Origin of the sequence: Granulicatella sp. zg-84 (assembly GCF_010892375.1) — a bacterium.
Classification (GTDB): domain Bacteria; phylum Bacillota; class Bacilli; order Lactobacillales; family Aerococcaceae; genus WM01.
In genome coordinates, this window is the sequence record NZ_WNJX01000040.1 from 1 (window position 1) to 11,955 (window position 11,955).

Here is an 11,955-nt window from a genome sequence, read left to right on the forward strand (position 1 = left end):
AAAATTGGTTTTAAATGGTGTGCTTCTTTTTTCAAAAATTTGACTTGTTTTGTTGTCAACATTAAATAATTGCCTCCCTAATTGTTACGTCCACACCTTTTGGAACATAAACAGCTACTTTACCTTTATGATGCATTGTAATCCAACCCAATCCAGAAATTACAATATCCATTTGTTTTTTGATAAAAAATTCACTACGTACAAATGCCACATCTTCTTGCGGGACAGGCGATAATAAACCACCTTTATGTTTGTCATAAAAAGCTGTTGCTCCATTTAATTTTGTGCGATGTAACAACAATTCTTGAGCAAAATAAAATGTCATAGCATTTTTTTCTCCCGATAAATAATCAAAACGAGCTAATCCTCCAAGAAATAATGTTTGTTCTTCATTTAATTGGAATGTCACCGGCTTTAATTCTTTTTGTGGAGATACTAGTTTCAATGATTTTTCATCTAAATAATGTGCCATTTGATGACGATGAATAATTCCTGGCGTATCAATTAAATCAGCGCCATCCTCAAAAGGAATACGAATTTGATCTAATGTTGTTCCTGGAAATTGAGATGTTGTTATCAATTCTTGTGTACCACCTAAACTAGAAATAATAGCATTGATTAAAGTTGATTTTCCAACATTTGTGACACCTACAACATAGACATCTTTACCCTGCCTACGATGTTCAATAACATCTAATAAGGCATCAATCTCTTTTTTCTTTTTACCACTTGCCATGACAATATCAATAGGCTTAATGCCTTGTGTGTGTAATTGTTCTTTTAACCAGTGTTTCACACGATTTAAATTAACGGATTTTGGCAATAAATCAACTTTATTAGCAACAATCAAAATATCGTTTTTGCCTGCAAAACGATGCAAACCAGAAATCATAGAACCATAAACATCAAAAATATCAATCACATTCACAATCAAGGCATCACGTGAACCTATTTCATGCAACATGGCTAAAAAATCATCATCGGATACGGATACTTTTTCTAATTGATTATAGTGTCTTAATTTAAAACAACGTTGACAATAAAGTTGTCCTGTTTCAATACCTTTTTCATACGCAGATTTCGGCGTATACCCTTTTTCTTTTGGATTTTCTGTTTGTATAGCTAATCCACAACCTATACAAAAAAGTGTTTCAGTCAAGTGTTTCTCTCCATTCTAAATGATATTTTTTTTGCCATTTTGCTAAAATACGTCTTTCAAAAAAACGATTGATTTTTGTCATAAAATAATCACTGTTTACAAGTGGTTTTACCATAACTGTTCTCATTTTTGATAAAGTACCGGCTACAATATCAGTCAATAATTGATCTCCCACCATAATTGTTTTATCTGGTGTACTTTGTAAATTCTCCATTGCTTTTTTCAAACCACTAGACAGTGGCTTTTTAGCACTGGCAACATAAGGGATATCTAAAGTATTCGCTACTTTGGCAACACGATTTTGTCGATTATTCGATACAATGGCTACTTGAATATGTGCCTCTTTTAAGGTTTGTAACCATTCTTTTAAAGCAGGGGTCCCTAATGGATCACACCAAGCAACAATCGTATTGTCTAAATCAACTAAAACAGTATGAATATCATGTGTTTGTAATGCTTCTGGCGTTAAACCATAAACACTATTTAACATCCATGTTGGTTTAAACGATGTCATGCTCGCTCTCCTTTACGTTTATATTTGTATCATCAATCAGATATGGTGGACGTTTTTTTACTTCGTAGTAAATTTTACCAATGTACTCTCCCAAAACACCAATCGAGATGAGTTGCACACCACCAATCACTAAAATGGCAGAAATTGTCGTAAAATACCCACCAACCGTCACACCCTCTTTTAATATTGTGATAAATGTCCATAAAATATATAAAAATGACATGAGCACACATACTAATCCTAATTGAAAGGTGATGCGTAAAGGTTTGTCGTTAAATGATAAAATACCTTGCACACCATAGTTAAATAATTTTTTCAACGACCATTTTGTTTCTCCAACTTGACGTTCTTGATTTTCATACTCGATAATTTTTTGTTTAAAGCCAATCCAAGAAAAAAGACCTTTTGAAAAACGATTGCTCTCTTTTAATGACAATAAAGCATCGACTGCTTTTCTGCTTAATAAACGAAAATCGCCAACACCGTCAACCATTTCAACATCTGTTAAATGATTGACAATTTTATAATACATCTTGGCAAAAAACGTTTTAGATACAGAATCTCCCGTTCGTGTTCTTTTGGCAATTACTTGATCATATCCAGCATGAAAAGCATTGATCATTTCTTTAATAAGTAGAGGAGGATGTTGTAAATCAGCGTCCATAATAATCACAGCTTGTCCACTTGCGTAACTCAATCCTGCAAGCATTGAACTTTCTTTTCCAAAATTACGACTAAAGCTAATGTATTTTACATGATTGTCTTTTTTTGCCAATAATTTTAATTGCAATAACGTGTTATCTTTACTGCCGTCATTGACAAAAATCAATTCATAAGACATACCAATCTCTTTTAATACATCAATCACGTGCTTATATAGCAAAGGAATGGCTCCTTCTTCGTTGTAACAAGGAATTATAATTGATAACATCATCCTTACTCCTTTCTATTTTTTAGCTAAATCAGTAATATAATCAAAAAATGCTGTTGGATTGACATCATATACTAAGTCAACTGGTCGTCCATTTTCTACTTTTATCGTGCGTCCTTTACTTGCTCCTGTTGTGACCACATCACTGTATACAATGTCACGTTTGACTAAAGCTTCTTGTCCAAATGAAGCTGTCGTTAATACATCCCATAAGAAATATGTTGAGTTCGTTACAAAATGAGTCAATGGTGGTACGATAGCATAACATTGTCCTAAAAAGTCAACTCCCTCAAAACGACGTTGACTTGCCCACATATCACGTACATCTAATGTTAAAGGAACTTTTCTTGTACTTTCTAAAGCAACTAATTCAATTTTGATTGAAGAATCCCAAACACGTTTTGCGGCAAATGGATCCCAAAATACATTCCACTCTGCTGTTCCATCATGCTCCGGTTCTTCAATATTGCCATGCTCTAAAAATGTTCCACCCATCCAATATAATTTATTGATTTTTTCTTCAATGCTTGCATCCATTTCTAACGCTCTTGCCAAATCGGTTAATGGACCAACAAAAACTAAATCAATTTTTTCATCACTATTTTTTAAGACATGCACTAAATCTTCATGTGCTTTCAAAGAACTATCTTGAATACTTACTGGTTTATGTTCATTTAAAATAGGTAAGGCATCTACTGTAAAAGCGTGCATGCGCCATTCTTTAGGAAATGGATGAACCGGTCTTGAATTAGAAGATGCAACTTTGATATGTTTTTTATCTTTTTCTGATCCGAATTTTTCAATAATTTTTTTACTTGCAGATACGGCAGGTTCTAAATAACAATCTGCTTCAATGACACCAACACCAACAACTTCAACATCGTCCATTTTCAATAATAAATATAAAGATACTAAATCATCTACACCACCGTCATGGTTTAAATATACTTTTCTTGTCATATTCTCTCTACCTTCTTATTTTAATAAATCAAAATATTTTTTATTGCTTGTTGTACTACGCATTCCTTTTAAAATAGCCTCTGTATACTCGAGTGAATCTCCTTTCATACTGTTACGCATTTTAAAAATTAAGTCTAAACGTTTTTTATCTATCAATAATTCTTCACGACGTGTGCCTGATTTTTTTATATCAATTGCAGGAAAAATACGTCTTTCTGCTAGTTCTCTGGATAAATGTAATTCCATATTACCAGTTCCTTTAAATTCTTCATAAATCACATCGTCCATGCGACTACCTGTATCAATCAATGCCGTTGCAAGAATTGTTAAACTACCGCCGTCCTCAATATTACGTGCGGCTCCAAAAAAACGTTTTGGTTTATAAAAAGCGGCTGGATCAATCCCTCCACTCAATGTTCGACCAGACGGAGGAATAACAAGATTATATGCTCTAGCTAAACGGGTAATGCTATCCATTAAAATGACAACATCTTTTTTTTCTTCAACTAAGCGTAATGCTCGTTCATGAACTAACTCAACTAAACGTACATGGTTTTCAGGTTGTTGATCAAATGTCGAATAAACCACTTCTCCGTTAATACTGCGTTCTAAATCAGTTACTTCTTCTGGACGTTCGTCAATCAATAAGACAATTAAATAAACGTCTGGATAATTTTGTGTAATTCCTTTGGCAATCGTTTTAATCAATGATGTTTTACCTGCTTTTGGAGGTGCAACAATTAACCCACGCTGTCCAAACCCAATTGGTGCTACCCAGTCAATCACACGTGCAGCAATATCATTTGTTTTATGTTCCAAAACAATTTGTGTGTCTGGATAAAGTGGGACTAAAGCTGGAAAATGCTCTCTTTCTTTAGCTTTTTCTGGATCTTGTCCATTGACTTTTAACACATGCATTAACCCATTGCGACGTTCACTTTGTTTTGGTGGACGAGCCGTTCCTGTCACTAAATCGCCTCTTCTTAAATCAAAGCGACGCATTTGTGAATTAGAAATATAAATATCTTCTTGACTTGGGGTATAATTTATTGGACGTAAAAAACCATAGCTATCTTGTCCGTTATAAACAACGTCTAAAACACCTTCAACTGTAAAGAAACCTTGTGTTTCTTCTTGTGCACGAATGACAGCCATGCACAATTCCTTTTTATTCATTTGACTATATGAGGGAATATTTAATTCTCTAGCATATTTATAAATTTCTTTTAACGTTTCTTGCTCAAGTGTTTCTAAAGTCCAAATATTTTCCATTAGTCGCCTCCAATTTCAACCATTTCAATATCCGCCCCTAATGCACGTAAATTATCGATAATATGGGCATATCCTCTTAAAATATGCTCTACACCATAAATTTCTGTTGTTCCCTCTGCCATTAAACCGGCAATTAATAAACATGCCCCTGCTCTTAAGTCGCTAGCTGTGACTTGTGCACCCATAAGACGTTCAGAAGGCCCATTGAAACGAATCGTATCTCCTTCTACTTTGACATTTGCACCCATTCTCACCAATTCAGCAATGTGTTTCACACGTTTTGGATAAATCGTATCTAAAACCGTTCCTGTTCCTGTTGCTTTTAATAATAATGGTGTAATCGGTTGTTGTAAATCAGTCGCAAATCCCGGATAAGGTTGCGTTTTAATTGATACCATATTTAATTCTTTCGTTGGTTTTACTAAAATATCTTCTTCTCCAACAACAAAATCGACACCCATTTCGTCTAATTTCGCCAAAAAACTTTCAATATGTTCGGCTATGACATTTTTGACTAAAATACCCTCACCGCAAGCGGCTGCCAATGACAAATACGTTCCTGCTTCAATACGATCTGGTATAACGGCATGTGTACAGCCATGTAAGTGTTCCACACCATCAATACGAATAGTGGCTGTACCTGCACCACGGATATTAGCACCCATTTTATTCAATAATGTTACCACATCAACAATTTCAGGCTCTTTTGCTGCGTTTTCTATAATGGTTCTACCTTTTGCTTTCACCGCTGCAAGAATACAGTTAATTGTGGCACCAATAGACACAACATCAAAGTAAATACGTGTGCCATGTATCCCGTGTTTTTTAGCATCTAAAGAAATAGCACCTTGCTCATTCGTCACGGTTGCACCTAATTTTTCAAAAGCTTTAATATGCTGATCAATTGGACGAGGACCTAAAAAACAACCTCCAGGTAATCCAATAACTCCTTCATGAAAACGAGCCAATGTTGCACCCATAAAGTAATAAGAAGCACGTAAACTTTGAATTTTACCACTTGGCATTGGAACAGATTTTATATGCGTTGGATCTATTGTTAACACGCCATTATCAAATACTGCCTTTACATTAAAATCATGTAATATCTCAATCAATGCATGTACATCTTTAATATCTGGTACACCTTCTAAAGTTACTGGGCTATCCGCTAAAATGGCAGCTGGAATAAGTGCTACAACACTATTTTTTGCACCATTTATTGTCACTTCCCCAAATAGTTTTTTGCCCCCGTGAACAACAATTTTTTTCATGTTTCATTCTCCTTAAAACGTATCTACTATCTCTCATTCGCAATTTTCTTATTTTTGTCTAAATGACAAAAACACCCATTTTAGAATAGCTTAAAATGAGTGAAATGTCTATCTTTTTATGTTGTATTCACGTTTCTTCTTGAATGCTGTGCATAAATCGTATAGAATAATATTTAATTTATATAATCATTAAGGATATTCTATGGAAAAACATGTATAAAATAACGATACATTTTTAATTCATCTATGAGAGGACTACTATATTCATAACCAACCGATTACAGAATTATCGAAAAAATATGCCTTGAGTCAATACAAACTTTTAAAAGAGCTAGACGAATCGAAAGATAAAAAGCTTGTTAAAATTTTTATTCATTAGCTTTATCCGTAAAGACGTATTATTTGAATCATTAGACACAGCTGTTGTTGTTTTATACGGTCACCCATTCAATATCAATGGACAATTTTTATCAATCAATCACAACAAAACATTTGGGCTGTCGTTAGAAAATATTTTCTACATTTCTATCCGAATTAGTGTATGTAATAACAAATTTAAATCATCTGCCATTATCGGTACATTAAAAGGAAGTTTATGAACGCATTTATTTTTAGACAAAAAATTTGCATTGAAAATTTTGGATACATTATGAAAATAATAACAGAGTTTATGCAAAAATCCAAATGGAGACGTACTTGCGCCATAAAGCAGTCTACAATAAAATTGTGTTTACCATCTACACTACGATGGTCTAAGTACATAAATCCTTTTTCTTTATTATCCCGATGGTAATAGCCACTTTCTTTATCAGTCGTACTTTCTTTAATAGTTTTAGAGCTGGTTTTATCGGTGTAATGAAACGGCTTTTTTCAAATAGCTTCTCGTTCGGCGTTGATTTCGTTTTCTAAATCTCGTTTACGTTCCTGAACCACTTCAATAACGGCGTTTCTAAATTTATTTTTATTGGTGTTTGCTTTAATGTGTGTGGAATCTGTGAATAATGCTGTGCCGCTAATTAAATGATGTGAGATAGCTTGGTGTACAATAGTGTTGAATATATCTTCAAACACAGACGTACCTTGAAAACGGCGAATATAATTTTGAGAGAAAGTAGAATAATGTGGGGTAGGTTTAGAGAAAGGGAGGTTTAAAAACCATCTAAACGCTACATCCGTTTCGACACGTTTAATGGTTTCTCGCATGGATTTAATGCCATAAATATCTTTTAAAAAGACCAATTTAAATAAAACAACAGGGTCTAAACTATTACGACCGTTGGTATGACTATAATAGGGAGAAGTAATCTCATAAATAAAGTTGAAATCAATTGATTTATCAATTTTACGTAGTAAATGGTCTTTTGGTACTAATTCGGACAATGTGTTTAATATGATTTCATCATTTGGGTGAGTTTCTTTATAAAACATAGATTTTTCCCTCCTTTTTCTTATCTCTATTATACCACTTTTAAGCGTTATTATCGTATCAGACGTTGTGGTACGAATGACTTCGTTCTCGCACGTAGTAGAGAACGAGCGATGTATCGTGTACATCGTGGTAAGCCGTACAACTTAACGTCTGATACGAAAAAAGACTGTCGACATTTTAATTTGTCAACAGTCTGAGACGGTATTGCTACCGTCCTTACACTAAAATCAAATTGTATATTATAACTAGATTGAATTAAATCTTTAAATTTTCACATCAAATTTTGCAATTCTACCAGATTAATTCCCATAATTCTTAAAATATCAGTAAACGCTACTTTCTGCCTTTTGAAGAATTTACCGAGCGAATTCTCCAAGCTACTTTCTACCTGCTGTCTTTATAATTTTTCCCATTCTAATGACCACCCCTTACTTTTTGATCGTTATTATTACATCTTCATTCGACAATAAGTCTGTAACTTCCTGCTCCGGTAAATCTATTTTTCCAAGCTTCGTATATGCCCATGAATTTGAACCATAAAACACAACAAGATTATTACTGTTATAAAGGACTATATCCCCATTGTGTGTGGTCATCTGTTTATCATTACTTCTATACTGCTTTCTCAATGAACCCACCTGCTCATTACCTCCGTACCTAGACATACTGATAACCATATCACCCTCTGAGACATCTTCCATTAGTGACCTCGTCGAAGCATTATCCTCCCATATAACAGGAACAAGCGTATCATTAATATATAATTTCATATCATATTTCTGACTTTCTTTACTATTTACACTTTGACTGTCACTTTTAGCTTCCCCAGTAATTTTATCTGTCTGATTTTTATTGTCACAGTCATTTACGATATTTCCACATCCCACCATAGAAACAAGTATCACCATAGACAGAATAGTACAAAATAATGTTCGCATTGCTTCTACCCCTTAAAATTGTTGATATAGTTAATACTTTCTTTTACATCACTAACATACTCCATTTTCTTCAAAGAATTTCTGTATCTTATCGAAAGGGATCACTTCTAAATTGTCATAAAGATCTGTATGAACAGCACCTGGAATGGTAAGAAACTCTTTATTATCAGTGTAATTACTGTCCTTAATCATAGCTTCATATGCATCTTTCCCAAAATAATAACTATGTGCCTTATCTCCATGCATAATAAGAACTGCACTTCTGATTTCATTACTGTATTTAAGAATCGGTTGATTCATAAATGACTGACAGCCAATCACATTCCATCCGTCATTTGAATTAATGCTCCTTGCATGATAGGCTCTACCTTTATAGTATTCGCTATAATCCTTCACAAAGAATGGTACATCCTCTGGAACCGGAAGAGGGATACATCCACCAGCCCTTGAGTACTCACCTTTTTTGTATTCTTCTGTTCTAATTGAATTTAGCTTTTTCTTTAAATTATAACGAGCTTCCTCATTGTTTTCAGAATCAAAATATCCGTTGGCATTCACTCTTGTCATATCATACATTGTAGAAACGACTGTTGCCTTGATTCTGGTATCAAGAGCTACTGTGTTAATGGCCATACCACCCCATCCGCAAATTCCAATAATACCGATTTTATCTGCATCCACATTATCCTGAACTGAAAGAAAATCTACTGCAGCCATAAAATCCTCTGTATTAATATCCGGAGATGCCATATATCTTGGTTTTCCACCACTTTCACCTGTAAAAGACGGGTCAAATGCAATAGTCAGATACCCTATCTCTGCCATTGTCTGGGCATACAGTCCGGAACACTGTTCTTTTACTGCTCCAAAAGGTCCACTTACTGCAATCGCAGGAAATTTATTCTTAGGCTCTTTTGGAATATACATATCTGCAGCAAGTGTGATGCCATATCGATTTATAAATGTGACCTTCTTGTGATCCACTTTCTCACTTTTAGGAAATGTCTTGTCCCATTCCACAACTAGCTTAAGTTCATCTGTCTTCATATTATCAAATACCTCCATATAAGTTCATATTGAAAATAAAATCTTCAGGTCTTATAATATAATTATAAGACCTGAAGTTAACTTTAGGTCAAGTATTGTTTTTATAATCGAAAGAAGGTAAATATATGTATACAATTGGACAGGTTTCAGAGATGTTTAATCTCCCAATCTCAACATTAAGATACTATGATAAAGAAGGATTTTTCCCTCATCTAGAGCGAAAAGGCAATATCAGATATTTCAGAGATACTGAAATTGAGGCTTTACGGGTTATTGAATGTTTAAAATTATCCGGTCTTGAAATAAAAGATATTAAACGATTCTTTCAGTGGGTTATGGAAGGCCCATCAAGCTACTTTGATAGAAAACAATTATTTGAATCTCGTAAAAAAGCTGTACTTTCTGAAATAAAGCAGCTTGAAAAAACTCTTGCCATGCTCGAGTTTAAATGTTGGTATTATGATAAAGCATTGCAAGATGGTACTGAGGATGGCATTAATGCCCTGCTTCCAGATAAACTTCCCAAAGATATTCAAAAACTATATAACAAGGCACATAAATAATACAGCTGGGTTGATAACCCGAGATATGTGAATCTGGGGTGCGAATTGGTGTCCAATATGTCCTTTTTCCAGTTTTACACCAGATATTTTGCGCCATTTTCAGTTTTCAATTTTATCGAACTAAATTTTACTCTATCTTGCAGCTTCTTTTAATCGTTTAATATCTTTTTTAATTTCTCATTTTGACTGATTTCAAATCGGTCTTCCATCACTTTGTTTTCATACCATGATATAAAATTTCCTGATTGGTCATCAATAGAATTCCTGTTTCGATTTCTATCTATTTAATTCTATCCGACTGCCATCAAGGAATGTAAATTCAACTTTTCCATCATGATGTACTGTAAGATAGTCTACAATACTAAGCCATACATTTTTATCAAACTCTCTCATGAGATCTTGCTTTTCTAATTCCTTTATAAAATCCTCTACCTCATCACGCTTGGATTGTTTTTCTATGATAGTTTGCTTGATTTCATCCAGCCTAACCTTTGTAGTATTAAACCTATTTACTAGGCTTGAGTATCTTATTTCATAATCATCCTGGTTTTGAACTTTTCTGGCATTCTCATTAATACAGTCATTTACCTGCTAAGCCACAATATTAAGTTCTTCTTCTAGTTCTGTCTTTTCCTTCTCAAATGCTGAGGTATCAAAGATTATCTTTGCCATTTTTTTATGGGTGCTAATAATCTCTTTCTTATTCTTAACCAGCTTTTCTTCGCTCTAGTAACCTCTGTACCCTATCAAATGTACTTGGTGAAATAATAGCCTCGTGATTTCCTGTTACATAATATTGAGGTATTTCACCCTCATTCTTTTTCTTTTCCTTAGTCAAAAAATCAACTGTAAATGACTTTTGCAGCAGCGCATCTCCTTTATATTTCTCATTACTAAGTATTGCTGCAACTGTTCTCGCCGACCATTTCTTCTTCCCACCGGGTGTTAATGGCTGTATAATTTTTAGGGTTGATGGCATAAGCCAGCAACCCTCATTTTATGTAGACAAAAAGGCAATTTTCTCTAAAATTAAAAGTACGACCAAATAATAAGGAGAAATTGCCCATGTCCAGTATAACAGAAACCTTACTACAATTAAAGGATAAAAACATCACATTTGATCATGAAAACATATCTGAATGTGTCATTCGACATAAAAAATCATTAGTCTTATACGGTAAATTAACCTATACACCAGATTGTTGCCCAAATTGTCACACAACCAATGGCATTGTAAAAAATGGAACACGTCAATCGCGACTGTCTTTATGCCAAATTTCAGGACTAAATGCCTATTTATCACTCACTAAACAACGTTTTTATTGTAAAATCTGTCAATCATCGTTTACGGCTGAAACACCTATTGTGGATAAGCATTGTTTTATCACGAACCGTTTAAAACAAAAGATAATGGACACTTTTACAGAAACCATTTCAGAAACCTACATCGCTAAACAACACAATGTATCTGTACATACGGTCAGACGTATTGTTGATAAAGTCGCCTCTACTTTAAAAGTAAATCACAACACACAATTACCTCATCATCTATGCTTTGATGAATTCAAGTCAGTAAAATCTTCTGATAGTGCCATGAGTTTTATCTATTGTGATGCACTGACTCATCAACTGATTGACGTTGTACACGACCGTAAACCCAGCACTCTATTAGACTACTTTGCTAGATACGATACCCAGACAAGAAAAGCTGTTAAAACAATTACGATTGATATGTTTCGCCCCTATATTCAGGTATCCAAGCAAGTATTTCCTAACGCACATATCATTATCGACCCTTTTCATATTGTACAAGCATTAAATCGTGAGTTAACAAAACACAGAGTGCATGTAATGAAAGCTTTACATCAGAA

Annotated in this window: 13 protein-coding genes and 1 pseudogene; 3 read left to right on the forward strand and 11 right to left on the reverse strand. The window is 34.1% G+C overall.

Going from position 1 to position 11,955, the window contains the following annotated elements; translation table 11 throughout:
* Window positions 1–61: 61 nt before the first annotated feature.
* Genes yqeH through GMA06_RS07585 form a run of 6 tightly spaced genes read right to left on the reverse strand, consistent with a single transcriptional unit; the run spans window position 62 to window position 6,107 of the window.
* Window positions 62–1,159 (reverse strand): ribosome biogenesis GTPase YqeH, encoded by a 1,098-nt coding sequence (yqeH, locus tag GMA06_RS07560; protein ID WP_163545196.1) that lies wholly within the window; start codon window positions 1,157–1,159, stop codon window positions 62–64.
* Window positions 1,152–1,673, reverse strand: coding sequence for a YqeG family HAD IIIA-type phosphatase (locus GMA06_RS07565; protein ID WP_163561278.1), 522 nt, complete (start codon window positions 1,671–1,673; stop codon window positions 1,152–1,154). The genes yqeH and GMA06_RS07565 overlap by 8 nt, the downstream gene beginning before the upstream one ends.
* A complete protein-coding gene (locus tag GMA06_RS07570; RefSeq protein ID WP_163561279.1) occupies window positions 1,660–2,607 on the reverse strand; it encodes a glycosyltransferase family 2 protein in 948 nt (315 codons plus the stop codon). The genes GMA06_RS07565 and GMA06_RS07570 overlap by 14 nt, the downstream gene beginning before the upstream one ends.
* A 12-nt stretch (window positions 2,608–2,619) precedes the next feature.
* Window positions 2,620–3,564, reverse strand: a complete 945-nt coding sequence (locus tag GMA06_RS07575; protein WP_163561280.1) for a nucleoside hydrolase — start codon at window positions 3,562–3,564, stop codon at window positions 2,620–2,622.
* A gap of 15 nt (window positions 3,565–3,579) precedes the next feature.
* The gene (gene rho / locus GMA06_RS07580; protein WP_163545200.1) at window positions 3,580–4,836 is read right to left on the reverse strand and encodes a transcription termination factor Rho; all 1,257 of its coding nucleotides are present in this window, start codon (window positions 4,834–4,836) and stop codon (window positions 3,580–3,582) included.
* A complete protein-coding gene (locus GMA06_RS07585) occupies window positions 4,836–6,107 on the reverse strand; it encodes a UDP-N-acetylglucosamine 1-carboxyvinyltransferase (protein ID WP_163545201.1) in 1,272 nt (423 codons plus the stop codon). The genes rho and GMA06_RS07585 overlap by 1 nt, the downstream gene beginning before the upstream one ends.
* 356 nt (window positions 6,108–6,463) lie before the next feature.
* Between GMA06_RS07585 and GMA06_RS08525 the strand changes: the two genes are divergently transcribed.
* Window positions 6,464–6,706, forward strand: coding sequence for a sugar-binding domain-containing protein (locus GMA06_RS08525; RefSeq protein ID WP_240328808.1), 243 nt, complete (start codon window positions 6,464–6,466; stop codon window positions 6,704–6,706).
* A gap of 271 nt (window positions 6,707–6,977) precedes the next feature.
* On the opposite strand, the gene GMA06_RS07595 is transcribed toward GMA06_RS08525, so the two are convergent.
* From GMA06_RS07595 to GMA06_RS07605, 3 genes are all read right to left on the reverse strand, one after another.
* Window positions 6,978–7,535, reverse strand: coding sequence for a transposase (locus tag GMA06_RS07595; protein WP_163562218.1), 558 nt, complete (start codon window positions 7,533–7,535; stop codon window positions 6,978–6,980).
* A 429-nt stretch (window positions 7,536–7,964) separates the two neighbouring features.
* The gene (locus GMA06_RS07600) at window positions 7,965–8,474 is read right to left on the reverse strand and encodes a cyclophilin-like fold protein (RefSeq protein WP_240328872.1); all 510 of its coding nucleotides are present in this window, start codon (window positions 8,472–8,474) and stop codon (window positions 7,965–7,967) included.
* A 51-nt stretch (window positions 8,475–8,525) separates the two neighbouring features.
* Entirely contained in the window at window positions 8,526–9,521 is a 996-nt protein-coding gene (locus GMA06_RS07605) for an alpha/beta hydrolase (protein ID WP_163562219.1), read from the reverse strand.
* 125 nt (window positions 9,522–9,646) lie between these two features.
* Here GMA06_RS07605 and GMA06_RS07610 point away from each other — a divergent pair, with 125 nt between their 5' ends.
* Complete coding sequence (locus GMA06_RS07610; RefSeq protein ID WP_163562220.1) at window positions 9,647–10,084, forward strand: MerR family transcriptional regulator; 438 nt, start codon at window positions 9,647–9,649, stop codon at window positions 10,082–10,084.
* Between the two features lie 39 nt (window positions 10,085–10,123).
* Here GMA06_RS07610 and GMA06_RS07615 read toward each other — a convergent pair.
* Together GMA06_RS07615 and GMA06_RS07625 are read right to left on the reverse strand one after the other, a co-directional pair.
* Window positions 10,124–10,353: pseudogene (locus tag GMA06_RS07615) on the reverse strand (Lsa family ABC-F type ribosomal protection protein); the annotation flags it as partial.
* A gap of 437 nt (window positions 10,354–10,790) precedes the next feature.
* Window positions 10,791–11,063 carry a recombinase family protein gene (locus tag GMA06_RS07625; RefSeq protein WP_163562221.1) on the reverse strand — a complete coding sequence of 91 codons (273 nt, stop codon included), beginning with the start codon at window positions 11,061–11,063 and terminating at the stop codon, window positions 10,791–10,793.
* 86 nt (window positions 11,064–11,149) lie between these two features.
* Here GMA06_RS07625 and GMA06_RS07630 point away from each other — a divergent pair.
* Window positions 11,150–11,955, forward strand: an 806-nt coding sequence (locus GMA06_RS07630; RefSeq protein WP_163562222.1) for an ISL3 family transposase, incomplete at its 3' end; no start/stop codon positions are given.